The sequence below is a fragment of the Nonomuraea maheshkhaliensis genome (assembly GCF_039529435.1).
Lineage (GTDB): Bacteria > Actinomycetota > Actinomycetes > Streptosporangiales > Streptosporangiaceae > Nonomuraea > Nonomuraea maheshkhaliensis.
The window spans coordinates 1-24,102 of sequence record NZ_BAAAMU010000152.1 but is presented as its reverse complement, the minus strand read 5'-3'; the positions used below and the strand labels follow the sequence as shown (position 1 = coordinate 24,102).

The 24,102-nt window shown below is 71.7% G+C and carries 25 protein-coding genes; 14 read left to right on the top strand and 11 right to left on the bottom strand.

All coding sequences use genetic code 11. The features are described 5' to 3' along the window. The 3 genes from ABFX54_RS49620 to ABFX54_RS49610 form a co-directional block, all read right to left on the bottom strand. Window positions 1-194, bottom strand: a 194-nt coding sequence (locus tag ABFX54_RS49620; protein ID WP_346114168.1) for a hypothetical protein, incomplete at its 3' end; no start/stop codon positions are given. Continuing rightward, on the bottom strand, window positions 191-469 hold the full coding sequence (locus ABFX54_RS49615; RefSeq protein WP_346114167.1) for a hypothetical protein: 279 nt from the start codon (window positions 467-469) through the stop codon (window positions 191-193). The genes ABFX54_RS49620 and ABFX54_RS49615, both read right to left, overlap by 4 nt. Before the next feature lie 25 nt (window positions 470-494). Further along, complete coding sequence (locus ABFX54_RS49610; protein ID WP_346114166.1) at window positions 495-1,469, bottom strand: ArsR/SmtB family transcription factor; 975 nt, start codon at window positions 1,467-1,469, stop codon at window positions 495-497. A gap of 494 nt (window positions 1,470-1,963) precedes the next feature. Here ABFX54_RS49610 and ABFX54_RS49605 point away from each other — a divergent pair, with 494 nt between their 5' ends. Continuing rightward, the gene (locus ABFX54_RS49605) at window positions 1,964-2,152 is read left to right on the top strand and encodes a hypothetical protein (RefSeq protein WP_346114164.1); all 189 of its coding nucleotides are present in this window, start codon (window positions 1,964-1,966) and stop codon (window positions 2,150-2,152) included. Window positions 2,153-2,273: 121 nt separating this feature from the next. Here ABFX54_RS49605 and ABFX54_RS49600 read toward each other — a convergent pair whose 3' ends face one another. The 4 genes from ABFX54_RS49600 to ABFX54_RS49585 form a co-directional block, all read right to left on the bottom strand. Beyond that, on the bottom strand, window positions 2,274-3,716 hold the full coding sequence (locus ABFX54_RS49600) for a vanadium-dependent haloperoxidase (RefSeq protein ID WP_346114163.1): 1,443 nt from the start codon (window positions 3,714-3,716) through the stop codon (window positions 2,274-2,276). A 107-nt stretch (window positions 3,717-3,823) separates the two neighbouring features. Then, complete coding sequence (locus tag ABFX54_RS49595; RefSeq protein WP_346114162.1) at window positions 3,824-4,813, bottom strand: endonuclease/exonuclease/phosphatase family protein; 990 nt, start codon at window positions 4,811-4,813, stop codon at window positions 3,824-3,826. A 77-nt stretch (window positions 4,814-4,890) separates the two neighbouring features. Beyond that, complete coding sequence (locus ABFX54_RS49590) at window positions 4,891-5,682, bottom strand: SAM-dependent methyltransferase (RefSeq protein ID WP_346114161.1); 792 nt, start codon at window positions 5,680-5,682, stop codon at window positions 4,891-4,893. Window positions 5,683-5,809: 127 nt separating this feature from the next. Then, the gene (locus ABFX54_RS49585; RefSeq protein WP_346114160.1) at window positions 5,810-6,562 is read right to left on the bottom strand and encodes a SpoIIE family protein phosphatase; all 753 of its coding nucleotides are present in this window, start codon (window positions 6,560-6,562) and stop codon (window positions 5,810-5,812) included. Window positions 6,563-6,890: 328 nt separating this feature from the next. Here ABFX54_RS49585 and ABFX54_RS49580 point away from each other — a divergent pair, with 328 nt between their 5' ends. The 3 genes from ABFX54_RS49580 to ABFX54_RS49570 are packed head-to-tail and all read left to right on the top strand — an operon-like array spanning window position 6,891 to window position 9,828. Then, complete coding sequence (locus tag ABFX54_RS49580; protein ID WP_346114159.1) at window positions 6,891-8,045, top strand: sensor histidine kinase; 1,155 nt, start codon at window positions 6,891-6,893, stop codon at window positions 8,043-8,045. Next, the gene (locus ABFX54_RS49575) at window positions 8,042-9,160 is read left to right on the top strand and encodes a hypothetical protein (protein WP_346114158.1); all 1,119 of its coding nucleotides are present in this window, start codon (window positions 8,042-8,044) and stop codon (window positions 9,158-9,160) included. Before ABFX54_RS49580 ends, ABFX54_RS49575 begins: the two co-directional genes overlap by 4 nt. Further along, a complete protein-coding gene (locus tag ABFX54_RS49570; RefSeq protein WP_346114157.1) occupies window positions 9,157-9,828 on the top strand; it encodes a response regulator in 672 nt (223 codons plus the stop codon). Before ABFX54_RS49575 ends, ABFX54_RS49570 begins: the two co-directional genes overlap by 4 nt. Before the next feature lie 57 nt (window positions 9,829-9,885). Here ABFX54_RS49570 and ABFX54_RS49565 read toward each other — a convergent pair whose 3' ends face one another. After that, entirely contained in the window at window positions 9,886-10,140 is a 255-nt protein-coding gene (locus ABFX54_RS49565) for a Uma2 family endonuclease (RefSeq protein WP_346114156.1), read from the bottom strand. Window positions 10,141-10,467: 327 nt separating this feature from the next. On the opposite strand from ABFX54_RS49565, the gene ABFX54_RS49560 reads away from it, so the two are divergent. Continuing rightward, on the top strand, window positions 10,468-11,133 hold the full coding sequence (locus ABFX54_RS49560) for a lytic polysaccharide monooxygenase auxiliary activity family 9 protein (RefSeq protein ID WP_346114155.1): 666 nt from the start codon (window positions 10,468-10,470) through the stop codon (window positions 11,131-11,133). 82 nt (window positions 11,134-11,215) lie between these two features. Here the strand turns inward: ABFX54_RS49560 and ABFX54_RS49555 are convergent, their stop codons facing one another. After that, window positions 11,216-11,581 carry an aldo-keto reductase family protein gene (locus tag ABFX54_RS49555; RefSeq protein WP_346114153.1) on the bottom strand — a complete coding sequence of 122 codons (366 nt, stop codon included), beginning with the start codon at window positions 11,579-11,581 and terminating at the stop codon, window positions 11,216-11,218. A 215-nt stretch (window positions 11,582-11,796) separates the two neighbouring features. Further along, window positions 11,797-12,777, bottom strand: coding sequence for a LacI family DNA-binding transcriptional regulator (locus ABFX54_RS49550; protein WP_346114151.1), 981 nt, complete (start codon window positions 12,775-12,777; stop codon window positions 11,797-11,799). 156 nt (window positions 12,778-12,933) lie between these two features. Here ABFX54_RS49550 and ABFX54_RS49545 point away from each other — a divergent pair, with 156 nt between their 5' ends. From ABFX54_RS49545 to ABFX54_RS49505, 9 genes are read left to right on the top strand one after another with little or no spacing between them, the layout of a single operon-like run. Continuing rightward, window positions 12,934-14,844: a primary-amine oxidase gene (locus ABFX54_RS49545; RefSeq protein WP_346114150.1), complete on the top strand. Its 1,911-nt coding sequence runs from the start codon at window positions 12,934-12,936 to the stop codon at window positions 14,842-14,844. A gap of 14 nt (window positions 14,845-14,858) precedes the next feature. Further along, on the top strand, window positions 14,859-16,481 hold the full coding sequence (locus ABFX54_RS49540; protein ID WP_346114149.1) for an ABC transporter substrate-binding protein: 1,623 nt from the start codon (window positions 14,859-14,861) through the stop codon (window positions 16,479-16,481). Window positions 16,482-16,483: 2 nt separating this feature from the next. Then, window positions 16,484-17,452, top strand: coding sequence for an ABC transporter permease (locus tag ABFX54_RS49535; RefSeq protein ID WP_346114148.1), 969 nt, complete (start codon window positions 16,484-16,486; stop codon window positions 17,450-17,452). Continuing rightward, on the top strand, window positions 17,449-18,267 hold the full coding sequence (locus tag ABFX54_RS49530; RefSeq protein ID WP_346114147.1) for an ABC transporter permease: 819 nt from the start codon (window positions 17,449-17,451) through the stop codon (window positions 18,265-18,267). Before ABFX54_RS49535 ends, ABFX54_RS49530 begins: the two co-directional genes overlap by 4 nt. Then, the gene (locus ABFX54_RS49525) at window positions 18,264-19,280 is read left to right on the top strand and encodes an ABC transporter ATP-binding protein (RefSeq protein WP_346114146.1); all 1,017 of its coding nucleotides are present in this window, start codon (window positions 18,264-18,266) and stop codon (window positions 19,278-19,280) included. Before ABFX54_RS49530 ends, ABFX54_RS49525 begins: the two co-directional genes overlap by 4 nt. Beyond that, window positions 19,277-20,014 carry an ABC transporter ATP-binding protein gene (locus ABFX54_RS49520; RefSeq protein ID WP_346114145.1) on the top strand — a complete coding sequence of 246 codons (738 nt, stop codon included), beginning with the start codon at window positions 19,277-19,279 and terminating at the stop codon, window positions 20,012-20,014. The genes ABFX54_RS49525 and ABFX54_RS49520 overlap by 4 nt, the downstream gene beginning before the upstream one ends. After that, on the top strand, window positions 20,011-21,006 hold the full coding sequence (locus ABFX54_RS49515) for a P1 family peptidase (protein ID WP_346114144.1): 996 nt from the start codon (window positions 20,011-20,013) through the stop codon (window positions 21,004-21,006). Before ABFX54_RS49520 ends, ABFX54_RS49515 begins: the two co-directional genes overlap by 4 nt. Window positions 21,007-21,011: 5 nt before the next feature. Further along, on the top strand, window positions 21,012-21,608 hold the full coding sequence (locus ABFX54_RS49510) for an FMN-binding negative transcriptional regulator (protein ID WP_346114143.1): 597 nt from the start codon (window positions 21,012-21,014) through the stop codon (window positions 21,606-21,608). Further along, a complete protein-coding gene (locus ABFX54_RS49505; protein ID WP_346114142.1) occupies window positions 21,605-22,669 on the top strand; it encodes a C45 family autoproteolytic acyltransferase/hydrolase in 1,065 nt (354 codons plus the stop codon). Before ABFX54_RS49510 ends, ABFX54_RS49505 begins: the two co-directional genes overlap by 4 nt. A gap of 17 nt (window positions 22,670-22,686) precedes the next feature. Here ABFX54_RS49505 and ABFX54_RS49500 read toward each other — a convergent pair whose 3' ends face one another. Beyond that, complete coding sequence (locus ABFX54_RS49500) at window positions 22,687-23,862, bottom strand: acyl-CoA dehydrogenase family protein (protein WP_346114141.1); 1,176 nt, start codon at window positions 23,860-23,862, stop codon at window positions 22,687-22,689. Window positions 23,863-24,102 lie beyond the last annotated feature (240 nt).

Sequence of the window (24,102 nt, the reverse complement as noted above, 5' to 3'; positions counted from 1 at the left end):
ATGGCCTCACCCCCGACGACTGAGCCCCCCGCGGCGGGGCCGGGCGCGCCGGTGTGCTCGCGCGCGGTTCCCGCCGCGGCCCGCCACGCCTTGGCGGCCGCCGTGATGCCCGCGGGGTCGCCGATCACCTTGATCGCCAGGTCGGCCAGCTCACCACCGCCCGGTACGAACCTGACGTCATCGACGGGACTCATGGGATGACCGCGCCGGCGTCGGCGAAGGTGACCGTGCGCTCGACGGCGTCCAGCGCGCGTTCCACCGACGCGAGGCGGCCGCCCAGCGTCCTGGCCGCCTCGCCGGACACGCGCGCCAGGTCGCCCATCGCCGCGGCCAGCGCCGCGGAGCCCGAGACGTTCCCGCAGGCCGAGATGTCCGGGGCCGGGCCGCTCAGTCCCGAGAACGCCCCCGCCGCCGATTTGGCCGCGGCGGCGCAGCCCGCCAGCGCGTCGCGGTGGAACGTGAGCACCACGCCCGGCTCCCCTCCCCCCGGCGCCTCAGCACCGGAACAGCTCCAGCAGCTCGTCCGCCCGATGGGTGCGGGCGATCCACACCTCACGGCCGCGCCGCTCCCTGGTGATCAGCCGCCCGGCGCGCAGCCGGTCGCAATGATAGGTGAGCCCGCTGGGCGCGATCTTCATGTCCGTCGCCAGCATGGACATCGTCATCGGCTGGTCCAGGGCACAGAGCAGGTCCGCGCGGACCGGCCCCACCAGCGCCGACAGCTCGTCCACCGACGGGGCGACGGGCTTGCGCCACAGGGAGTCCGCGCCGGGCACGGGGTAGGCGATCCACACCGCGCCGGGGTCGTCCAGGCCGAGGACGAGCGCGTCCCGGCCGGCCAGCATCGGCGTCAGGACCAGCGTGCGCTCGCCCAGCTCGTACGTCCCTGCGTGGGAGCCGGAGAAGCGCAGGCCGCGCTCGCCGTACACGATGCGTTCGCCGAGCGCCCCGAGCAGCAGTTCAGGCCCGCCGCGCACGGTCGTCACGCCGACCCGCTCGACCTCCCTGTCGAGCAGCGGGCGGGCGCGCTTCCACAGCGGCTCCACGGTGTTCCAGACGTCGGCCAGGGCACTGGCGTAGCCGTGCAGCCAGCGGGCGGGCCGCTCGGCCGCCGCCCGCCACTGCACGGGCGGCGTGTCCATCTTGTACGTCCGCTCCAGGTCCGCGAGAAAGGCGTCGGGCGAGAGGTCGTGCAGGGCGGCGACCTGGGCCGCAACGGAGACGTCACCCCCGATGGGGGAGTGCGGCACCAGGCTGTCCGGCCCGAGCGAGCAGCCGGCGGCGGCCAGCGGGCGCACGGCCTCGTGGCCGAGCGGGCCGATCCTGGAGCCGATCGCCCGCCGCCACAGCTCGGGCAGGCCGCGGCGGCGGCCGGCGGCGGCGTCGAGGAGCATGGCAAGGGCGGTGAGGCTCGGCGAGATCGAGATGTTCAGCTTCGGCGTGGAGCTCAGGCGCAGCTCACTCCACACGTTGGTCCTTGGTACTTGGGCCCCCACAGGTAGGACTGTAGACAGGTAAGACATCGCCGAAGGAATGCTTCAACAATGCTAGAAACATCCCAAAAGGCGGCCCTATGTGATGCGGACCGTGCGGCTTTCGAGGGGACATGTCGCCTCTGCGGTCAAGTTCATGCCTTGTCCTCTTCTGTAAAGCGGTGTCCCTCTTTCGAGCGGGGAAGCTACGCCTCTTCACTAACTTCTGACTTGAAAGTCCCTTACAAGCTCCCGTTGCACCGCCCGGCTCGCGGAGGGGGTGCGACGGCCGCCCGCCCTGGCCAAGGGGGTCATTTCTTGTACCGAGGTCAATAGATCGTCACCCGGGAGTGGGGTTTTCTCTCCGGTGGGTTGGGCCGAGCGGTGGCAGACGCCCTTGCGGAGATGGAAGGCTGCCCGCAACCGCCCCGGTTCTCCTGCGAATGGAGGACCGGGGTGGAGCCCGCAATGCACTGGAAGGAGTGCTGCAGATGACACAAGACGCCAGCCGCGTCGCGGCGAAGCGGATCAACGACCACGTGGAGATCATTCACGTGGACAACCCGGACACGGTGCTGGAAGTTCCTCGCCGTGACTGGGAGGCGTTCACCGCGGCCGTCAAGTCGGGCGCGTTCGACCTCGAGACGCTCAACAGGCAGGCCGAGGAGAGCGCGGCCTGACCTTCCGCAGCACGAAGGCGCCCGCTCCCCGGACCCGGGAAGCGGGCGCCCGCCACTCAGCCGGTGGCTTTCAGCGCGGTCCTGCGCCGCTCGGCGGCGGCTCGTCGTGTGGTTCTGCCGCTCAGCGGTGACCGGTCCAGTAGCTCTTGGCGCGGTCCCACGCCGCCGTGCCGACCGCGTGGCCCAGAGCGCGGCCCTGCTCGTCGCCGAGGCGGAAGTGGATGCCGCCGTACCGGCGCGACAGCCCGGCCTCCGTGGCGGCGTCCGTGAACGTAGGCCAGCGCAACGTCACGTCCCGCGCGGGCGTCACCCCCGGCTCGATCAGCGACGACCCCTGGGCGACCACCGCCTGCCCGCCGAACGCGTCGCTCCCGGTGAAACGCCTGAGCACCTCGGCCGCCGCCGCGCTGAACGTGCTGTGCCCCGACACGTACTCGCCGAACGGCGGTGTCGGGAACGTCGGCGGCTGGTACGGCACCCACCGCGCCCCCTCGACCGTCCGTCCGCCCCATGTCGGGATGGTCTGCCCCTGGTACAGGAAGCGGATCGCGGTGATCGGCCGGGCCGAGTCGCGGTCCCGCTTGACCTCCCACGAGGCGATGCCGGCGTCCATGACCGAGTTGGCCAGCGCGAAGAACAGCTTGACGTCCTGGTCGAGGCCGTGCCGGTCGCGCGCCGAGATCTGCTGGGCGAACAGGCACCAGTGGCCGGGCGGCGTCTCGCTGCTGGGCCCGTCGGACCAGTACTCGGAGATCGCCTTCTTCCTGTCGTCCAGCGCGGCCGTGCCGGAGACGATCTCGGCGGCCTGCGCGCGGAACCCGGCCGAGCCGTACGCGTGCGGCGCCGGCACCTGGTCGGCCAGAGACTTCGCGGCGCCGCTGAAGGAGGCCACCCCACCCCAGTGCGGCGCCAGGAACGGCGGCGTCACGACCGCGCCGGCCCGGTTGACGTACGTCAGCGGCGCCCACCGGCCGGGAGCGTTCAGCGTGGTCAGCGGCTCGGCCACCACGACGGGGGCGTTGACCGGCGCGTAGCCCGAGGTGTCGGCGTAGCCGTTCTGCTGGTTGGAGCCGTCGGCGTGCCGGTGGTCGAGCACCGCCTGGCACGCGGCCACGCCGGTCCGCGCCGCCTGGCTCGACGGGTCGGCCGGATCGTAGCCCAGCTCGTCCATCAGGGCGTCGAAGCCGGCCCGCTGCGCCGGATAGAGGTCGACCGCGGCGAGGTGGGCGGCGAAGCTGATCGCCTCGGCCTTGTTCGCCTCGGTGCGCTCCGCCGGGGGACGCCGCAGCGAGCCGCCGAGCCGGGTGCCGTTCGCGACCGCGTCGTAGGCGGCCCAGGCGTCGTAGGCGCAGGTGTGGGTGACGGCCAGGGCCCTGGCCACCATCGGCGGGCCGAGTGTCCCCGTACGGATCGCCGACAGCAGCGCCTGGTTCCACCGGACCACCACATTGGGGCCAGTAGCGGTAGCAGTAGGAGCGGCGGTGGCGGGCAGGGCGGGGACGGCGAGCACGGTGGCGCTCACCAGCGCGAGCATCAGCGTGCGTAAGGACGGGCGTGCGGGCATGAGCGATCTCCTCCTGGAAACGGGACGGGCCCGGGCACCAGGAGACGATGCCATGTTCGAACACGCTTTCTAACTTACCTTGAGGTGACACCGCACTGTCTTCGCGGCTAGGGGAGGCGGAGTTCGGCGAAGACGCCCCGGTGGTCGGTCCTCGGCACGTCCAGGACCTCCACCCGGCGCACCGCCACCCTCCGGTCCGCCAGCACGTGGTCGATGGAGATGATCGGCGGAATCGGCCGGAAGTTCGGCCACGTCGGGGTGAGCCCCTTGCCGAGCTGGTCGGCCGCGTCCACGTAGCCGCGGTCCAGCAGATCACGGAAGGCGCGGTGGTCGAGGCTGGCGTTGAAGTCGCCGGCCAGCACCCTGATCGCCGTGGGCGAGGCGGGCGGCAGGGCGCGCAGGGCGGCGTTCCACTCCCGCTCCATGCGCCCGAGCGGCGGGTTCGGATGCACGGCCACGAACTGCACCTCGCCGCCCCCGGGCAGTGACACGGTGGCGGCCGGCATGTTGTGGCCGATCGGCGTGAACAGGCCGGAAAGCTTCGTCACCGGATGCTTGGCGTAGATGCCGCTGCCGGTCGCCCCGGACTCGGCCTGCAGCACCCGGTAGGGGAGCAGTTGCTTCAGCCCGGCCGCGTCCAGCCGTTCGGCCTCGGCGTAGGTCAGCTCCAGAGCGCTGAACACCTCGACGTCGTACCGGCGGACCAGGTCGACCACGGTCGCCGCGTCGCCGCGCCCGAACAGGTTCACGGTCAGCACCCGCAGCGGCGCGCCCCGCGTCGCGGGCTGCTCGGCGCTCACCGTGCGCGGCACCAGCATCGCCACCATGGCCACGCACACGAGCGCGGCGGCCAGCGCGGCCCGGCGGTTGCGCCGCAGCAGCGACAGCAGCCCGGTCAGGGCGGCCAGCCCCGCGCCGTACGGGGTCACGGTCATGAGCTGCGTCAGGAACGAGCCCTGCTCCCAGCCGCCGGCCCTGATGACGGCCCACAGCGCGAGCAGCGTGACGACCGTCCAGCCGAACCACCGCCTGCGGCGCCGCTTCTGCTTCGGCCGCTCACCGGCCACGGGCTGCTCGACCCCGACCGCCGCGCTCACCGCGCCATCCTGTCCCCGAACTGATCCACAGCTTGAACCTTAAACCGCTTTGGAACGAGACGGCGCGCGGCCCGCCGTCACGGCTTGCGGCCGACCCCCGCGTACATCCAGGCCGCCGTGTCGGGGAAGAGCGGCGTGTCGTGCCACTCGGAGACCGGGACCAGACCCGGCTCGATCAGCTCGAACCCGTCGAAGTAGCGCTCGATCTGCTCACCCGTTCTGGGCGTCCTGTGCATAGCCTGCGGCCGGGTGGCCTCCAGGTAGTCCTCCGCGGTCTCCTTGGAGATCAGGTCGAGCGTCAGGTGGCTGAGCACCAGGAAGCTGCCCGGCGGCAGCGCCTGCGTGTAGGTCTTGACCAGCCCGGCCGGATCGTCGTCGTCGGAGATGTGCATGAGGATCGCCACCATGACGAGCGCGATCGGCTGGTCGAAGTCGAGGGTGTCGAGCACGTCGGGGTGTTCGAGGATGGTGCGCGGCTCGCGGACGTCGGCCTCGATGTAGGCCGTCCTGCCCTCGGGCGTGCTGGTGAGCAGCGCCCGCGCGTGCGCCATCACGATGGGGTCGTTGTCGACGTAGACCACGCGGGCGTCAGGCGCCTCTGCCTGCGCCACCTCGTGGGTGTTGCCCTGGCTGGGGATGCCCGTCCCGAGGTCGAGGAACTGGCGCACGCCCAGCCGGGCGAGGTGGCGCACCGCTCGGCCGAGGAAGGCCCGGTTGTTGCGGGCGCTCTCGCGGATGCCCGGCACCGCGGCCATGGTCTGCTCCGCCACCCGGCGATCGGCCTCGAAATTGTCCTTCCCGCCCAGCCAGTAGTCGTAGACCCGGGCGGAGTGAGGAATGTTCGGGTTGATGCCGTGCGGTGCGCTCACATGAGCGATCCTAGGTCAACCGGATCTTCGGCACGATCGCCGCCCCCATTCGGTCGTATCGTTCATGTCCCGTTCACACGGTCCGCGCGCTTCAGGTGTTTCGCGCGTTTCACGGGGTTCACCCGGCTCACGCGGTGACGAACTCGGCGACGACCACCGTGGCGTCGTCCTTGGGCTCCACGGCGGCCATCTCGTCGTACAGGCGGTCGAGGCAGACGCTCGGCGACGCGCCGCCCCCCAGCAGCTGCTTCATGCGTCCCTCCCCGAGCGCCCTGACCGCGCCGTCGCTGACGAGCGCGATCCGGTCCCCTGGACGCAGCATCAGGGTGCCGATCTCCGGCTCGGCCGCGGGGAGGCCGACCCCGCGCGGCCCCGTGCCCTGCCACGCCGTGGTGATCAGGCGCGGCTCCCCTCCCTTCGGGCAGTGCCAGATCCCCCCGTCGCCTATGTGGGCGTACCGCAGCCTGGGGATCTCGGTCCGGTCGAGCACGACCAGGTCGAGCGTGCTGGCCAGCTCGGGTGAGGCGGGGTCGCGCAGCGCCGCGGCCCGCACGGCCCGGTGCGCCGCCTGCGCGCAGGCGCGCAGGTCCCGCTCCATCGTGCCGGCGTGCTGCGGCCGTTCGGTGACGACCGCCCCCAGGGCCAGCGCGGCGGCCGGATGAGCCGCCTCCGCCCCGACGGCCCCGCTGGCCGCCGCGATCAACCGTTCCTGGACGACGTACGCGTCGGACGGCCGGCCGCGCGTCCCCTCGTACGTGCCCCCCACCGCCACCAGGCGCGGCCGTGCCACCGGCATCCCCGCCGGCCAGTTCCCCTTCCGGCCCCTGACCGTCATCACGGACAGGCAGCCCAGCAGGAACGTGATCACGAACACCGTCATGAGGTCCCCTCCCCGCCGCGATCATTCGCGGCCACACGCGTCCCAGTACACGCCTGTGAGAAGGGACGCGACTGACGGCCGATCGGCCGTCAGCGGCCATGACGGCCGATCAGCCGTCATGCTGGTGGGGGCGCCCCGGGACAGGGTTCGAGGAGGGCGGTGAAGACCGCAACAGAGCCGGCCCGAGGACAAACAGCCATGCGACCCATGACGCCATTTACCGGAATTTCGGTAAAACGCGGAGAAACCCTTTTCCGTAGCTTTTTACCCATGCTTCCCTGCGTTATCGTGAGACCCGTCTTATGCCCATATCGCGTGCGGACGGCTCATGGTTCATTCCGGCTCCACGAGATACGACTCGGCCAGCAGGCAATTGGACCAGGCCGTCGCGCGGACGGCGGCCGGCGCACGGAGCGCGGTGGGCTCGGTGGCCGTCGTCGCGGCGCTGTTCGGGGCCGTCCCGCCGGTCGACTTCCGCTGGCTGACGCCCATGCTCGTGGTCCACTTCACCTGGACGGCGCTGTTCGCCCGCGTGTTCCTGCGCAAGCGGCCACTGCCCCGATGGCTGGTGGCCGGTGATGTGGCCATCACCGTCGTGCTGTGCCTGGCACAGCTCCACCTCGTGGCGCCTGAGGCGCTGCTCACGGGGTCCAGCTGGGTGGCGGGGCTGGTCACGATGACCGTCGTCATGGCCGGAGCCACCTGGAGGCCGCGTACGGCCCTGCCCGTCGGGTTCGCCGTGGCCGCGGCGTTCGCCGTCGGCGTGCGGCTGGCCACCCCCACCGGCGACGTGCACACCACCCTCGGCATCCACCTCGTTCAGCTGCTGGCCATCGTGCTGCTCATGACGCTGCTGCGCCGCTCGGCCGCCTCGGCCGACACGTTCCTGCGCGAGAGCGCCCGCGCCGAGATCTCCCTCATGGTGGAACGGCTGCGCCGCGAGGACGAACTGCGCCAGGTCGGCAGCGTCCACGAGACCTCCCTGCACACGCTGACCATGGTCGGCCTGGGCACCTACGACGCGCCCTCCCCGACCCTGCGCGCCCAGGTGGCCACCGACCTGGCCGCCCTCGACCAGCTCCGCGACCAGCCGACCGCCGTCTCCGCCCCCATCGCCCTGGACGCGCTGCTCGACGAGGTGGCCGGCCGCGTCACCGGCCTGGACGTGCACCGCCGCCTGACCCCCGAGACCGTGCCCGGCGACGTGGCCGAGCGCTTCGCCCGCGCCGTCACCGAGGCGCTGGCCAACGTCGCCCTGCACGCCGGCGTACGGGAGGCCGACCTGAGCTCGGGACGGCGCGACGGGGAGATCCTCGTCGAGATCGCCGACGCCGGCCGGGGCTTCGACCAGCACCGCCTGCCACCCGACCGGTTCGGCGTGCGCGGTTCCATCCTCGACACCATGCGCTCCCTGCCGAACGGCGGCGCCCAGATCTCCTCCGGCGACCGGGGCACCCGGGTGAGCCTCTGGTGGCGGCCATGACCGAGGAGATCGAGCAGATCGCCCAGCGCTACGCCCGCTACACCGCGCTCGGCGCCGTCGTCATCGCCGGGGTCTGGCACCTCGGCTACGACCTCACCGTCACCATCACCGGCTGGAGCTCCTTCCGCTGGCCGCTGCTGGCGCTCGCCGCCTGGATCGTCTACTCCCTGGTCTTCGCCATCGGCGCGCTCGCCCTCTCCCGCACCTCCCGTGGCCCCGACCGGATCCTCGAACTCGCCCTCGCCACCCTGGCCGTGGACGTCGCCGTCATCGTCGCCTCCCGCCCGGACGAGCTGCTCGGCATCAGCGACTGGGGGTTCGGCTCCATCGGCTGGATCGGCGTCATACTCACCTGGAACCGGCCGCGCTGGCGCACCGAGATCGTCGCCTTCCTGGCCGCCAACGCCGGCATCATGCTGGCCGCGATGGCCGTGTCCGGCTCGCTCGACCGCGTCTCCATCGCCAAATACCTCGTCGTCATCGCCGGGGGCGTCACCATGCAGCTCGGCTACATGGCGGGCTGTCACATGCTGCGCGCCCGCGCCGAGGACACCGTGCTGCTGGCCCGCAAGCTCGCCGCCGACGACGCCTGGCGCGAGTCCGCCCAGCGCATCCACACCGACCGGCTGCGTCGCTACGAGGCCATCCGCGACGTGGCCGAGTCCCTGCTGACCCAGCTCGCGGACGGCGCCGACCCGGGCGATCCGCGCGTACGCGAGGACTGCACCGCGGGCGCCATGCGGCTGCGCCGGCTCATCACCGAGCGGGAGGACGTACCCGACGAGCTCGTCGCCGTGCTGCGCGAACGCATCGACGCGGCCGAGCGGCGGCAGGTCCTCGTCACCGCCCCGCCCTTCGGCGAGCATCTGCCCGCCCTGCCGAACGGCGTGCGCGAGGACCTTCTCAGAGCCCCCGTCCGTGCCCTCGACGGGGCCAGATCGCGGGCCAGGGTAACGGTTTCCGCGATGTCCACGATGGTGAGCGTGGCGGTCGTGGCCGACAACGAGGATCTGCCCATCAGCTCGACCCCCGTACGTGAGGCCAGCGGCGTCGTCGTCAGCTACCAGCGGCAGGGAGGCGAGATATGGGTCAACAGCATATGGGAGAGCCCGTGACGGTCGCCCTGGTGGAGGACCACCAGGTCGTCGTGGACGGCGTACGGTCGTGGTTCGGCCCGCCGGGCCCGATTGAACTGGTCGCGCAGGGGCCCACCATCGAGTCCGTCCGCGGCGCCGCCGCCGACGTGCTGCTGCTCGACCTCAACCTCAACGGCACCATGGTCGTCGACCGGGTCGGCGAATTATGCGCCGGCGGGCAGCGGGTGATCGTCTTCTCGGAGCACGAGGAGCCGGAGATCGTCCGCAAGGTGCTGGACGCCGGCGCCTCGGCCTTCATCGGCAAGGGTCGCGCGACCCGGGACTCCTGTCTGGAGACCATCCTGGAGGTGGCCGCAGACCGGCCCTCCGTCACCCCGCCGATGGCCCAGGCCATCGCGACCGACGAGGGCCCGCACCGGCCCCAGCTGTCCGACAAGGAGCGGGCGGCGCTGCTGTACTGGTTCCAGTCCATGTCCAAGGCGTCGGTGGCGGCGCGCATGGGGATCAAGGAGCGGACGGTCCGGCAGTACATCGACCGGGCGCGGGTCAAATACGCGGCGGCCGGAAGGCCCGCGCCCACCAAGGAGAAACTGCTCATCTGCGCCATCCAGGACGGCCTGGTGAGCCCCGACGAGGTGACCGTCTACACCTCCCTGGCCGCCAAGGGCCCGCCCGGCGACCAGTGAAGCCCCTGGACCCCGGGCACTCCCGGCAGGAGGGGGCCGGCAGTACCGGGGTCCAGGTCAACGCCTCGCGCAGAGCACAGCGGGATCGAACCCGACCACGACAGGCACCGCCATCCTCGCCACGGCACCGGCCTTGTGCACGACCGGCGGATCGTAGCGGTCACCGTTCAGCTCGTAGACGTAGAGGGCGGGCCCTTCGTCCGGCTCGATCCGCCAGTAGGAGGGGATACCCGCCTGGGCGTATGCGACCGCTCTGAGGCTTTCATCCTGTTTCGCGGTGCTCAGGCTGCTGACTTCCACGACGAGCAGCAAGTCCTGAGGTGAGAGCACGAGCCCGACTCTCTCCACCGATTCCTCGTGCGGGAACGTCGCCCTCGCTCACATGCTACTTCGCCCTATTCCCTCACTTTACGTTTCACCGCAATCACCCATGGGAGCGGAGTAATCCAGCGGAGTTGAAAGTTTCAAGTCTCTGACATCACTCCGGAAAGCCCTTTCCGCTGCTCATCCGCTCCAGCGCCGTACACCATCCCCATTTGACCGAACCCCATCACTTGGCCGTACCCCCGCCGTCAGATACCGTCGCGCACCGGAGCGCTCCCCACCCCCGGACCCCGACCGGAACACGGAGACCGCACAATGCCCCGACGAGCACCACGACGCTGGGCGAAGCGCGCCCTGATCCTGCTGACCACCCTGACCATGCTCTGCGTCGTGCCCCTGAGCGGCACCGCCTCGGCGCACGGCTCGACCACCGACCCCGCCTCCCGCAACTACGGCTGCTGGCTGCGCTGGGGCAGCGACTTCCAGAACCCCGCCATGCAGCAGCAGGACCCCATGTGCTGGCAGGCGTGGCAGGACAACACGAACGCCATGTGGAACTGGAACGGGCTCTACCGCGACAACGTCGGCGGCAACCACGAGGCCGCCGTCCCCAACGGCCAGCTCTGCAGCGCCGGCCAGACCCAGGACGGGCGCTACCGTTCCATGGACACGCCCGGCGCGTGGAAGACGACGCCGCTCGGCAGCACGTTCAGCGTCCGCCTGACCGACCAGGCGTACCACGGCGCCGACTACATCAAGGTCTACATCACCCGCCAGGGCTACGACGCCACGACCACCCGGCTCGGCTGGAACCACCTCGAACTGATCAGGGAGACGCCCCGGTACGCGCCCGCCAACGTCTACCTAATCGACAACCTCAACAAGGGCTCCCGCACCGGCCGCCACATCGTCTACACGATCTGGAAGGCCTCCCACATGGACCAGACGTACTACTTCTGCAGCGACGTCACGTTCAGCTGAAGAAGCGACCCGCCGGGCGCGCCCCCCCCCCCCCCCCCTCACCATGTACGCCCAGCCCGCCGCGGCCCACCCGCGTCCGGCGTCACCGGCAGCCCGGTCCGCAACGCGGTCTGCCGGTGCACAGGCACGGCACCGTGATCAGGATGCCCGCCTCTTCGTCGAGGTGCACCACCGTGCGCGCCCCCATGCACATGCGGCAGTCCAGCACGGACGCGACGTAGGGGTCCCGCCACACCCAGTGGAAGGCCACCGGCAGTCGAGGAAGCGGCGGTTTCGCGCGGCGCTCCGCGGGCTCGTTGGCGCCGCCGACGATGCCCAGGCCGGCGCAGAACAGGCAGGCGAGGAACAGCGGTCCCAGCCGCTCCCCGCGGCTGCCTTCGCATTCCGGGCAGGTGATGGGGTCGGTCACGTCCGGCCGGTCCCGCGGCACGTCGTGCACGGCGCCCACGTGTGCTGCTCGTCCTTCTTGCCGTTCAGTTCCAACCACTCTCCTTGGGCGCCCAGGCAGGTTCCGCAGAGCGGGGACGCCTCTTCGCCGTCACCGTTCTTGGCTATAGCCGGACTGTAGTCGGGCCGATGCGCTCCGTCTGTCACTTGAGTGGAGGAAGCCTGTACCGAGCCCGGTTCGAGCGCCGCGCTCGCGTTCCTTCGCGTGCGCGCTCCCTAGTTGCGCGGGCGGGTGGAGGCGCGGAGTTCGAGTTCTATGGGGTGTACGCGTTCCGTTCCCGGCTCGGCGGCTCCTGACAGGAGTTCGAACAGCAGCTCGGCGCAGCTCGCCCCGGCTTCGCGGGGGCGTAGGTCGATCGAGGTGATCGGGGGGTCGGCCATCCGGGTGGCGGCGCTGTCGACGCAGGAGGCGAGGAGCGAGCCCGCCTCCCGCACCATGGGGGCGACCTCGGTGGCCGCGCCGGCGGGGGCGCACACCAGCGCGTCCACCGCCCCGGCTCCCGGCGTGAGCAGGGTGCGGGCGGCGGCGCGGATCTCCTCGCCGGTCGCGTCGAACGAGACCCGCCGCACCCGGGGCGTGACCCCCTTCGCGACGCACCACTCCAGGTAGCCCCGGTGCAGGCTGGCCGCCCAGTCGCTCTCGTCGCCGGCCACGATGAGCCCGGGACGTGTGGAGCCGGCCGAGCCGAGGTGGTCGAGCAGGCGGTGCAGCATCGGGGCGTGCTCCGACCAGACCACCCCGTCCGCCTGGCGCGCCCCGGGGAAGCGTTCGCAGGAGACGGTCGGCAGGCCGGTCGCCATCAGGCTCTCCACCACCGGATCGCCCCCGAGCGGGTCGCCGAGCACCAGGCCGTCCACGCGCGGCGGGCGGGCGCGGCGCTGGCCGGAGGTGATCAGGGTGACGTCGTAGTCGTGTCGTGCCGCCTGCTCGACCACGCCGAACACGAACGACATGTAGTAGGAGGAACGGGTCAGCACCTCGGGCACGTGCAGGCCGATCGTGCCCGTGCTGGCCTTGCGCAGGTGACGGGCCGAGCCGTTGGGTACGTAGCCGAGCCGTTCGGCGACCCGCGCGACCGTCTCGCGGGTGCGCTCCGAGACCCGGCCCGAGCCGCGCAGGGCGTCGGAGGCCGTCGTCTTGGAGACGCCCGCTTCCCTGGCGACGGTGAGGATCGTGACCGGCTCGTCTGCTTGCACGCCCTGATGGTACTGGTGCATCAGCCCTCCACATCCGCCCCGGCTTCCGTTAAGGATCTGTTTCGCCTGGGGCTCAGGGGTTGTGCCGCGCGGCCCGCGCAATTAAGTTAGCGCGAAACTTGCCGGAACGTTCCGGCAGCAGAAAGGGGCGGAACGTTGCACCTGTCCACCGGGAAGCACCCCCATCCTCTCGACCCGCTCGCCGCGCAGGAGATCGACGAGGTCAGACGCATCCTGATGGCCGAAGGGCTGCTCACGGAGACGGTTCGGGTGGCTTACCTGGGGCTGGAGGAGCCGCGGAAAAGCGAGGTGCTGGTCTACGAGCCGGGTGACCCCGTCGATCGCAGGGCACGCGCGTTCCTGCTGGACCTGGCCACCGAGGCGGCGCAGGACGTGATCGTCTCGATCGGCGCGGGCAGGGTGGAGTCCCGCGAGCCGATCGACCCCGCGATCGACGGCCAGGTGCCGATGCTGGACGAGGAGCACGCGCTGGTCCGGCGGGTGCTGCGCGCGGACGCGGGCTGGGCCGAGGCGCTGGCCAGGCGCGGCATCGACGACCCCCAGGGCGTCTACCTGGCCGCGCTCAGCGCAGGACACTTCGGGCTGGCCAAGGAGGAGGGCCGGCGGGTGGCCAGGGTGCTGGCGCACGTCATGCCCACGCCCGAGAGCCTGCCGTGGGCCCACCCGGTGGACGGCCTGGTCGCGTACGTGGATCTGGTCAAGGGTGAGGTCCTGGAGATCGTGGACACCGGTCCCCAGCCGATCCCGCAAGAGTCGGGCGACTACGGCCACGGCCCCTTCCGTACCACGCAGAAGCCCATCCACATCACGCAGCCGGACGGCCCCAGTTTCACGGTGGACGGCCCGCTGGTGACCTGGGAGAAGTGGAGCCTGCGCCTCGGCTACGACATGCGCGAGGGCCTGACGCTGCACCAGATCGGGTTCGAGGACTGCGGCCGGGTCCGCCCGATCGTCTACCGGGCCTCGGTGGCCGAGATGGTCGTCCCGTACGGCGACCCGAGCCCGATCCGCTTCTGGCAGAACTACTTCGACACCGGCGAGTACCAGCTCGGCAAGCTGGCCAACTCCCTCGAACTCGGCTGCGACTGCCTCGGCGAGATCACCTACTTCGACGCCGTCGTCACGGACGGCGCCGGCGTGCCCAAGGTGATCACGAACGCGATCTGCATGCACGAGGAGGACTACGGCGTGCTGTGGAAGCACACCGACCCGGCCAACGGCTCCAGGGAGACGCGCAGGCAGCGCCGCCTGGTGATCTCGTTCTTCGTGACGGTGGGCAACTACGACTACGGCTTCTACTGGTACCTCTACCTCGACGGCACCATCGAGCTGGAGGTCAAGGCCACCGGCATCGTCTTCACCGGCGCCTACGACGAGCGGGCCGCCCCGTACGCGTCGGAGGTGGCGCCGGGACTGGCGGCGCCCTACCACCAGCACCTGTTCGGCGCCCGGCTGGACATGACGGTGGACGGCGTGGCCAACGCCGTGGACGAGGTCGAGGTGGACATTCCCCCGGCCGGTCCGGACAACCCGTACGGGAGCGCCGTCCGCCGCGCCGTCACCCGCCTGCGCACCGAACGCGAGGCCGCCCGCGACGCCGACCTGAAGGCGGAGCGCACCTGGCACGTCGTCAACCCGGACGTACGCAACCGCCTGGGCCGCCCCGTCGGCTACGCCCTGCACCCGGAGGGCAAGCCGACGCTGCTGGCCACGCCGGGATCGAGCATCCACAAAAGGGCCGAGTTCGCCACCAGACATCTGTGGGTCACCCGTTACCACCCCGCAGAGCGCTATCCCGCCGGAGACCTGGTGAACCAGCATCCCGGCGGCGCGGGCCTGCCCGCCTACACCAGGGCCGACCGCGACATCGACGGGCAGGACATCGTGCTGTGGCACACGTTCGGCCTGACGCATTTCCCCCGCACCGAGGACTGGCCCATCATGCCGGTCGACACGTGCGGGTTCGTCCTCAAGCCGGTCGGGTTCTTCGACCGCAACCCCACGCTCGACGTTCCGCCGAGCGCCGCCGAACGTTCCTGTCACTAGAGGAGAAGAGGCCCATGCGTAACCTACGCCTGGCCTGCGGTGTCGCGGCCGCCCTGCTGGCTTCGGCCTGCGCCGCCACCGGAACGACCACCAGCCCGACGGCCGCGGCGCAGGAGAGCGCCGCCCCCGGCTACCTCGCCCTCGCCGACCAGTCACTCCCCTCGGGAGGGACGCTCAACCTCCAGGTCCACATCGACAGCGGCGCCGCCACCGGCTACGACCCGCAGCTCGCCGACGTCGCCACCACCTGGCAGCTGCTGTCGCTGTCCTACGAGACGCTGGTCACGGTGGGCCCCGACTTCTCCGTGCAGCCGCTGCTGGCCGAGAAGTGGGACACGCCGAGCCCCACCGAGTACGTCTTCCACCTGCGCAAGGGCGTCCGCTTCTCCAACGGCAGGGAGATGACGGCCGGCGACGTGGTGGGCAGCCTCAAGCGGCTGCTGGCCTCCAAGTCGGTGTGGCGCGGCCAGCTCGGCCCGGTCAAGTCGGCGGCCGCGGACGGTGACGGCAGGGTGAAGGTGACGCTGAGCGAGCCGTACACGCCGTTCCTGGCGGCGCTGGCCAACGTGCCGGCGGCGGTGCTGCCGATGAAGGAGATCGACGACAAGTCGGTCGATCCGGCCACCACGCTGCTCGGCACCGGCCCGTACGTGGTCGAGAACCACCGTCAGGACGTGTCATGGACGTTCAAGCGCAACGACACCTACTGGAACAAGGGCAAGCCGGCCGCCGACGCGCTGAACATCACGATCGCCCCCGAGGAGGCCGCGCGCATCGCCGCGCTGCAGAACGGCAGCGCCGCCCTGGCCACTCTGGGCAACGTGGACTCGTCCACGATGCTGGCCGGGGCCGGGAACGTGCAGGTCAAGACGCAGGCCACCACCGACTTCTACTACCTGATGCTCAACAGCCTGAAGCCGGGCTCGAAGCTGGCCGACCCGAAGGTGCGCCAGGCCATCGCCATCGCGCTGGACAATCAGCAGATCGCGGACGTGGCGCTGGGCGGTCAGGGCAAGCCGACCGCGATCACCCCGGTGGGCCTGCCGGGCGCCTGTGACCCGGCCGCGCTGCCGTCGGCGGCCAAGAGCGTGGACGACGCCAAGGCGCTGCTGGCCGAGGCCGGCGCGCGGAACCTGTCGTTCACGCTCACCATCTTCTCCACCGAGCCGGCCCCGGCCGTCGCCCAGGTGATCCAGCAGAACCTCCAGCAGGCCGGCATCACCGTCAAGATCGAGCAGATGGACGAGGCGAGCTGGTCGGGCAAGGTGTACGGCAAGGCGCCCGCCGACTTCGACGCCGCCCTGTCGTGGTTCGCCGGATACGCCGACCCCGGCATGGTCACCAAGTGGTGGAACCCGGAGACGGCCGGCTTCAACGCCGGCTTCATGAAGCCGGACAAGGAGCTGAACACCCTCATCGACGCGGCGGGCAAGGAGCCGGCCGGCCCGTCCAGGGACAAGGCGCTGGCCGCCGTGTGCGCCAAGGCGGACGCGGACGCGCAGATGATCCCGCTGGTCACCCGCCCGGCCACGGTCGCGTTCAGGACCGACGCGCTCAGCCCGAGCCTGTACGCCACCGAGGGCTACGGCAACGTGCTGCGCCTGGTCGCCGACGCCCGCGTGAAGAAGACCCAGTAGCCATGCGGTTGCTGATGTGGTGGTCCGGCCGGGCGCTCAGCTCGGCCGCCACGCTCCTGGGCGTCTCGGTCCTCATCTTCACCGCCGTGCGCCTGATGCCGGGCGGCTTCGCGGAGACCGTGCTCGGGCCGTTCGCCACCGCCGAGCAGAAGGCCGCGCTGGCCGCCCGCTACGGGCTCGACCAGGCGGTCTTCATCCAGTACGGGCACTGGCTCGCGGCCGTCGCGGGCGGCGACTTCGGCGTGTCCATGATCAGTCGTCAGCCGGTGGGCGCGGAGCTGCTGGCCCGGCTGCCGGTCACCGCCGAGCTGACGGTGCTGGCCGTGCTGGCGAGCGTGCTGGCCGGCGTGCCGCTGGGCGTGCTGACCGCCGTGCGCGCCCGCCCCGAGGGCGGCGGCGCGGCGGGGCGGCTGTTCAGCGGGCTGGGCGTCAGCGTGCCCGAGTTCGTGCTGGGCAGCCTGGTGGTGTTCGTCTTCTCCCGGTACGCGCTCGGCCTCAAGGTCGGCTCCTGGGTGCCGCTCACCCAGGACCCGGCGGCGAACCTGGCCACGATGATCCTGCCCGCGGCCGTCCTGTCGATCTTCTCCATCTCGGTGACCGCCAGGACCACCCGCGACGCCGTCATGGGCGTGCTGGTCGAGCCGTACGTGACGGCCGCCGTCGGGCGCGGGGAGTCGCCGTGGTTCATCGTCAGGCACCACATCCTGCGCAACGCCGCCACCCCCGTGGTCACGCTGGTCGGCACCACGATCGCGTACCTGCTGGGCGGCGCGCTGATCGTCGAGCACGTCTTCAACCTGCCCGGCGTCGGCTCCTACATCGTGCAGGCCGTCGGTCGCCGCGACTACGCGGTGGTGCAGGCGGGCGTGCTGCTGGCGGCCGGGGTGTTCATCGTGATGAACGTGCTGATCGACCTGCTGGTCGGGGTGCTCGACCCCCGGCTCGGCGTCATGGCGGGGAGGCGCTCGTGAGGAGACTGGACCGGCTGTCGATCGGCGGGCTGGTCACGCTGCTGGTCCTGGTGGTGTTCGCGCTGGGCTCCCCGATGGGGATCGGCGGCGATCCGGACGCGATCGTCGGCCCCCGCCTGCAGCCCCCGGGTCCCGGCTGGTGGCTGGGCACCGACAACCTGGGCCGCTCGCTGCTGCCGCGCGTCATGGAGGGCGTGGGCACGACGCTGCTGCTGTCGTCCGTCGCGGTGCTGGTCACGGCCGCGTTGAGCGCGACGTTCGGCATCGTCGCCGGATACCGTGGCGGCTACCTGAACGAGCTGGTGATGCGCCTGGTGGAAGTGCTCTACTCCTTCCCGGCCATCGTGCTGGCCATCCTGGTCGCCGCCGTGCTCGGCCCCGGCCAGACGGCGGCGCTGGCCAGCATCGTGCTGGTGACGATCCCGCTGATGACCCGGCTGGTGCGGGCCGCCGCCGTGGCCGTCTCGCAGCGCGACTACGTCACCTCCGCCGTCATCAGCGGCGCCCGGCTGTCGCGCGTGCTCGTCCGGCACGTGCTGCCGAACGTGGCCGGCACGATCGCCGTGCAGGGCACGTACGCGCTGTCGGTCGGCATCGCGGTCGAGGGCGGGCTGAGCTTCCTCGGCTTCGGGGTGCAGCCGCCGCAGGCCTCGCTCGGGGTGCTCATCCAGCAGGGCGGCACGTACATGATCGCCGCGCCGTGGCTGATCCTCGGCCCCGGGGTCGTGCTGGTGGCGGCGATCCTGGCGATCAACGTGGTCGGAGACGGGCTGCGCGACCGGCTCGAACCCAGGGAGACGAGGACCTTGACATGAGCCTGCTCTCGGTACGGAATCTGGTGATCGACTATCCGCGCACCAGGGCGCTCGACGGCGCCGATCTCACCCTGCAGCCGGGGGAGAGCCTCGGGCTGGTCGGCGAGAGCGGTTCGGGCAAGTCCACGCTCGGCTCGGCCGTCGGCCGGCTGCTGCCCACGACGGCGCGGCGGACGGACGGGGAGGTGCTGGTCGCCGGGGAGCCGGTGTTCGAGCTGCCCGCCGCCCGGCTGCGCCACCTGCGCAGGAAGCACCTCGGGTTCGTCTTCCAGGACCCGATCGCCTCGCTCGACCCGACCATGCGCGTCGGCGCCCAGCTGCGGTTGGTGCTCGGGCGCGGCGGCGACGTGGGCTTCCACCTGGCGCGGGTCAGGCTCGACGACCCGCGCGTGCCGCGCGCCTACCCGCACCAGCTCTCCGGCGGCATGGCGCAGCGGGTGGCCATCGCGATGGCCATGGCCACCTCGCCCGAGCTGCTCGTCGCCGACGAGCCGACCGCCGCCCTGGACAGCCAGGTGCGCGAGGAGGTGTCGAACGTGGTGTTCTCGCTGGCCGCCGAGGCGGGCACAGGCATTCTGTGGCTCAGCCACGACCTGCCCGCCGTGGCCCGCCGCTGCGACCGGGTCGCGGTCATGTACGGCGGGCGCGTCGTCGAGAGCGGCCCCGCCCGCGAGGTGCTGGGCGACCTGGCCCACCCCTACACGGCGGCGCTGGCGGGCTCGGCTCCCGCCGCCGCGGCGCACGGCGTGCGGCTGCGTCCGGTGCCCGGCCGCCCGCCCGTGCTCGACGGCCCGTCGGCGGGGTGCGCGTTCGCGCCGCGCTGCCCGTTCGCGGAGGAACGCTGCGAGCACGAACGCCCGGTCCCGGTCCGCGTCCGCGAGCAGGACGTCCTGTGCCACCGGGCGGGCGAGCTGGAGTTGCGCGTGTCACAGGGCGACGCGGTGCCGGAGGGCGCTGTGTCTGAGGGCGGCGTTGTGCCGCAGGATGGCGCCGTGTCGGAGGTGAAGGCGTGATCCTCGAACTGGACGACGTCACCGTCACCTTCGCCGCGGGCCCGCCGTTCCGGCGCATCCACCTCGACGCGATGCGCCACGTCACGCTGTCGGTCGCCGAGGGCGAGACGCTGGGCCTGGTCGGCGAGTCGGGCTCGGGCAAGACGACCACCAGCCGGGTCGCACTCGGCCTGCAACGTCCCACGGCCGGCACGGTCAAATTCGGCGGCCGCCCGTTCCCCAGGCGGCGGCGCGAGCTGGCCGGTCGCATGCAGGCCGTGCTCCAGCACCCGCACTGGTCGCTCAACCCGCGCATGCGCGTCGGCCAGAGCGTCGCCGAGCCGCTGTCGGTGCTCGGCCGCCCCACAGGTAACGCGGTCACCGAGGTGCTGGAGCAGGTCGGCCTGGAGGCGGCCTTCGCCGGCCGCTACCCGCACGAGCTCTCCGGCGGCCAGCGCCAGCGGGTCTCGATCGCCCGCGCGCTGGTCACCAGGCCGGGCTTCATCGTCTTCGACGAGGCCGTCAGCGCGCTGGACGTCTCCGTCCAGGTGCAGATCCTCAACCTGATCAAGGACCTGCAGTCCGAGTACGGCTTCAGCGCCCTGTTCATCTCCCACGACCTGGGCGCGGTCCGCTACGTCGCCGACCGGATCGCGGTCATGCGCGCGGGCGAGATCGTGGAGACCGCCGAGACGGCCACCTTCTACTCCGCCCCTTCCCACGAGTACTCGAAGCAACTGCTGGAGGCCCTATGAACGACATGAGCGCGGGCCCGCGGCTCGCGACCCCGTCCGCGTTCGCCCCTGGCGGGCCGCGCAACGCGGACCTGCCGCTGACCCCGCAGCCCAGCCCCGGGCGCGCCTCGGTCGCGTTCGACCTGCCCGGCGTGTACGTCGGCACGGCCGAGTACGGCGAGGGCCCCACCGGCTGCACCGTCGTCCACCTGCCCGCGGGCGCGCGCACGGCCGTGGACGCGCGCGGCGGCGCGGTCGGCATGAGCGGCGGCTACGACTTCAACCACGCGATCTGCCTGGCGGGCGGCTCGGTGTACGGGCTGGCCGCGGCGGCGGGTGTCAGCGACGAGCTGCTCGCCCGCCGGGACAACCGCACGAAGTGGGACGAGTTGCAACTGGTGTCCGGGGCGGTGATCTACGACTTCTCCTGCCGCGACACCGCCGTCTACCCGGACGCCGAGCTGGGCCGGGCCGCGCTGCGCAACGCGGTCGAGGGCGAGTTCCCGGTGGGCCGGTGCGGCGCGGGCCGGACGGCGAGCGCCGGCAAGGTGGACTTCGGCCGGGCCGAGTTCGCCGGTCAGGGGGCCGCCTTCGGCACGTTCGGCGAGGCGAAGGTGCTGGTGGCGACCGTGGTCAACTCGGTGGGCGCGGTGATCGACCGGCAGGGCCGGGTCGTGCGCGGCAACTACCACGCCGGCCTCGGGGAGCGGCGCCACCCGAGCGCCGACTACGCCGAGGCGATCGGCGACGGCGCGCGGTCGGTCATGGGCAACACCACGCTGACCGTGATGATCACCAACGTGCGGCTGACGGGCATCGAGCTGCTCCAGGTGGGCCGCCAGGTGCACAGCTCGATGCACCGGGGAATCCAGCCGTTCCACACGCTGACGGACGGCGACACGATGTTCGCGATGACGACCGACGAGGTCGAGCTGACCGGCGTCAAGCCGACCGGCCTCGGCACGCTGGCCTCCGAGCTGGCCTGGGACGCGATCCTGAGCGCGGCGGAGTAGCCGCGATGCACACGTTTCCCCGCTACGCGGCCCAGGATCCGGCGCAGGTGGACCTGCTGGTCAGGGAGAACCCGTTCGCGCTGGTCGTGAGTACGGTGGACGGCGTGCCGGTGGCCACGCACGTGCCGGTCATCCTGGAGAGCGACCGGGTCGAGGGCGGCACGCTGCTCGGGCACCTGGCCCGCGCCAACCCGCACTGGCGCTCCTGGGAGCCGTCGCCGGAGGTGCTGGTGATCTTCCAGGGGCCGCACGGCTACGTCTCGCCCACCGTGTACGCCACCGACCCGGCCGTCCCGACCTGGGACTACGCGGCGGTGCACGTGACCGGCCGGCTGGAGCTGCTCGACGACGCCCTTGAGGTGGTGGAGCGCACGGTCGAGGCCGTGGAGTCGGCCCGCCGCCCGTCGTGGGCGCCGACCCCGGCCTCCAGGGAGAGGTTCCGCGTGTTGCTGCCGGGGGTAGTGGCCTTCAGGGTGCACGTGCGTACCGTGCAGAGCATGTTCAAGCTGAGCCAGGACATCGACGCCGAGCGGTACGCCCGCGTCCGCGACTCCTTCGCCGCGGCGAACCCGCGGCTCGCCGATTTGATGGACAGGTCATGACATTTCCCTGCTTTACGTCCAGCCAGACCGACCCCAGGGCCCGCGGCAAAGAACTGGGCACTCACCTGCGCAAGCGCATCGTCGCCAACCTCACCGGCTACACCGAGCTGTTCGCGGTCGCCGGCGCCAGGCCCGCGCAGGTGCGCGCGTGGGGCGAGCGGGCGCTCGACCGCAGCGCCGCCTGGGCGCCGTCGCTGGCGGAGGAGATGGCCGGGATCGCGGCCGGCGCCGGGCTGGACCCGTGGCAGGTGGCCGTGGTCAACGCCCGCACCGAGATCCTGGCCGGCATCGACGCGGTCGGCCACGGCGAGTGCTCGACCTCCGTTGTGCTGCCGGAGCAGGGCCCGCCACGCACGGTGCAGACCTGGGACTGGCACGACCACCTGCGCGACGCGCCGATGTTGTGGGAGCTGGAGCCGCGGCCCGGCCACGTCGTGCGCACGTTCACCGAGGCAGGGGTGCTGGCCAAGATAGGCGTCAACACGGCGGGCCTCGGCGTGCACTTCAACATCCTGCGCCACGTCACCGACACCGCCGAGACCGGCGTGCCCGTCCACCTGATCGCCCGCCGCATCCTCGACGAGGCGGCCACGGTCGAGGAGGCCGCGGACATCGCCCGCTCGGCCCCGGTCTCCGCATCCAGCGTCATCACGGCCGTGACGGACGGCGGCGCCGCCTCGATCGAGATCTCACCGGCCGGGGTGGCCGTCATCCCGCCGGGGCCCGACGGGGTCCTGCAGCACTGCAACCACTTCCTGGACGCGGACCTGGCGGCGGGGGAGCGGCACGCCACCGAGCGGCCCGGCACCTACGACCGCCTGCGGCACCTGCACGACCACGTCGAGGCGCTCAGTGACGCCGACCTCAACGCGCGGGCGCTGGCCATGCTCGCCCACGCGCCCGACGACGCGCCCGTCTGCGCCCATCCCGACCTGACCCAGCCGCTCAACCAGCGCTGGGAGACGCTCGCCACGATCGGCCTCGACCTGGCCGCCGGGCGGCTGCGGGTGCACCAGGGCGGGCCGTGCCAGGTCACCGAGGCGACCTGGCAGACCTTCTGAGCGCTCTACTCAAACCCCTATTTGAACCCCTGGTTGAACGCTGCGATGCCCGTGAGCGCCTTGCCGATGACCAGGGAGTGGATCTCCGAGGTGCCCTCGTAGGTCAGCACGGACTCCAGGTTCACCGAGTGCCTGATCACCGGGTATTCGAGGGTGATGCCGCTCGCTCCGAGCAGCGTGCGGCACTTCCTGGCGATCTCCAGGGCCTCGCGCACGTTGTTCAGCTTGCCCAGGCTCACCTGCTCGGGGGTGAGCGTGCCGGCCTCCTTCAGCCGGCCGAGATGCACGGCGAGCAGCAGGCCCTTGCCCAGCTCCAGCGCCATGTCCGCGAGCTTCTCCTGGGTCAGCTGGTACGACGACAGCGGCCTGGCGAACACCTCCCGCTGCGCGGTGTAGGCGAGGGTGGTCTCCAGGCAGTCCAGCGCCGCCCCCATGGCGCCGAACACGATCCCGAACCTGGCCTCGTTCAGGCAGCCGAGCGGCCCGGACAGGCCCCTGGCGCCGGGCAGCATCGCCGCGCCGGGCAGGCGTACGCCGTCCAGCACCAGCTCGCTGGTCACGCTCGCGCGCAGCGAGATCTTGTGCTTGACGTCGTTGACGGTGAAGCCGGGGGTGCCCGCCGGGACCAGGAAGCCCCTGACGCCCTCGTCGGTGCGGGCCCAGACCACCGCCACGTCCGACACCGAGCCGTTGGTGATCCACAGCTTGGTGCCGTTCAGCACCCAGTCGCCGCCCTCGCGCTTGGCCGTGGTCCGCATGCCGCCGGGGTCGGAGCCGAAGTCGGGCTCGGTCAGGCCGAAGCAGCCGATGCGCTCGCCGGCCGCCATCGCGGGCAGCCACTCCTGCTTCTGCTCCTCGCTGCCGTACTTCCAGATCGCGTACATCGCCAGCGAGCCCTGCACCGACACCAGGCTGCGCAGGCCGGAGTCGGCCGCCTCCAGCTCCAGGCAGGCCAGCCCGTACGAGACCGCGCCCATGCCGGCGCAGCCATAGCCGTCGAGGTGCATGCCGAGCACGCCGAGCGAGCCGAGCGTGCGGGCCAGCTCCCGCGCGGGCAGTTCCCCGGCCTCGAACCAGCCGGCGACGTGCGGGCGGATCTCCCGGTCGCACACGAGCCTGACCGTGTTCCTGATCTCGCGTTCCTCCTCGGTCAGCAGGGTGTCGAGGGCGAAGAGGGTGGTGGGTGCGATCATTCCCGCTCCGTATTTTGGATCCAATATTGAAAATCCAATATGGCACAGTTAGGGTGCGTTGACCATGGACGTTCTGAATCTCATCGGTGGTCGCTGGGTCGAGGGCGAGGGCGAGGAGTTCGCCGACACCAACCCCGCACGGCCCGCCGAGGTCGTGGCGCGCGGGCGGTTCGCGTCCGTGCCCGAGGTGGAGCGTGCCGTCGCGGCGGCCCGCGCCGGCGCGCCCGGCTGGGCGGCGAC

Coding starts and splice junctions, on each gene's coding strand:
- ABFX54_RS49605 (WP_346114164.1), top strand. CDS start 1,964: ATGACACAAGACGCCAGCCGCGTCGCGGCGAAGCGGATCAACGACCAC.
- ABFX54_RS49600 (WP_346114163.1), bottom strand. CDS start 3,716: ATGCCCGCACGCCCGTCCTTACGCACGCTGATGCTCGCGCTGGTGAGC.
- ABFX54_RS49585 (WP_346114160.1), bottom strand. CDS start 6,562: ATGACGGTGTTCGTGATCACGTTCCTGCTGGGCTGCCTGTCCGTGATG.
- ABFX54_RS49580 (WP_346114159.1), top strand. CDS start 6,891: ATGGTTCATTCCGGCTCCACGAGATACGACTCGGCCAGCAGGCAATTG.
- ABFX54_RS49575 (WP_346114158.1), top strand. CDS start 8,042: ATGACCGAGGAGATCGAGCAGATCGCCCAGCGCTACGCCCGCTACACC.
- ABFX54_RS49560 (WP_346114155.1), top strand. CDS start 10,468: ATGCCCCGACGAGCACCACGACGCTGGGCGAAGCGCGCCCTGATCCTG.
- ABFX54_RS49540 (WP_346114149.1), top strand. CDS start 14,859: ATGCGTAACCTACGCCTGGCCTGCGGTGTCGCGGCCGCCCTGCTGGCT.
- ABFX54_RS49535 (WP_346114148.1), top strand. CDS start 16,484: ATGCGGTTGCTGATGTGGTGGTCCGGCCGGGCGCTCAGCTCGGCCGCC.
- ABFX54_RS49525 (WP_346114146.1), top strand. CDS start 18,264: ATGAGCCTGCTCTCGGTACGGAATCTGGTGATCGACTATCCGCGCACC.
- ABFX54_RS49515 (WP_346114144.1), top strand. CDS start 20,011: ATGAACGACATGAGCGCGGGCCCGCGGCTCGCGACCCCGTCCGCGTTC.
- ABFX54_RS49510 (WP_346114143.1), top strand. CDS start 21,012: ATGCACACGTTTCCCCGCTACGCGGCCCAGGATCCGGCGCAGGTGGAC.
- ABFX54_RS49505 (WP_346114142.1), top strand. CDS start 21,605: ATGACATTTCCCTGCTTTACGTCCAGCCAGACCGACCCCAGGGCCCGC.
- ABFX54_RS49500 (WP_346114141.1), bottom strand. CDS start 23,862: ATGATCGCACCCACCACCCTCTTCGCCCTCGACACCCTGCTGACCGAG.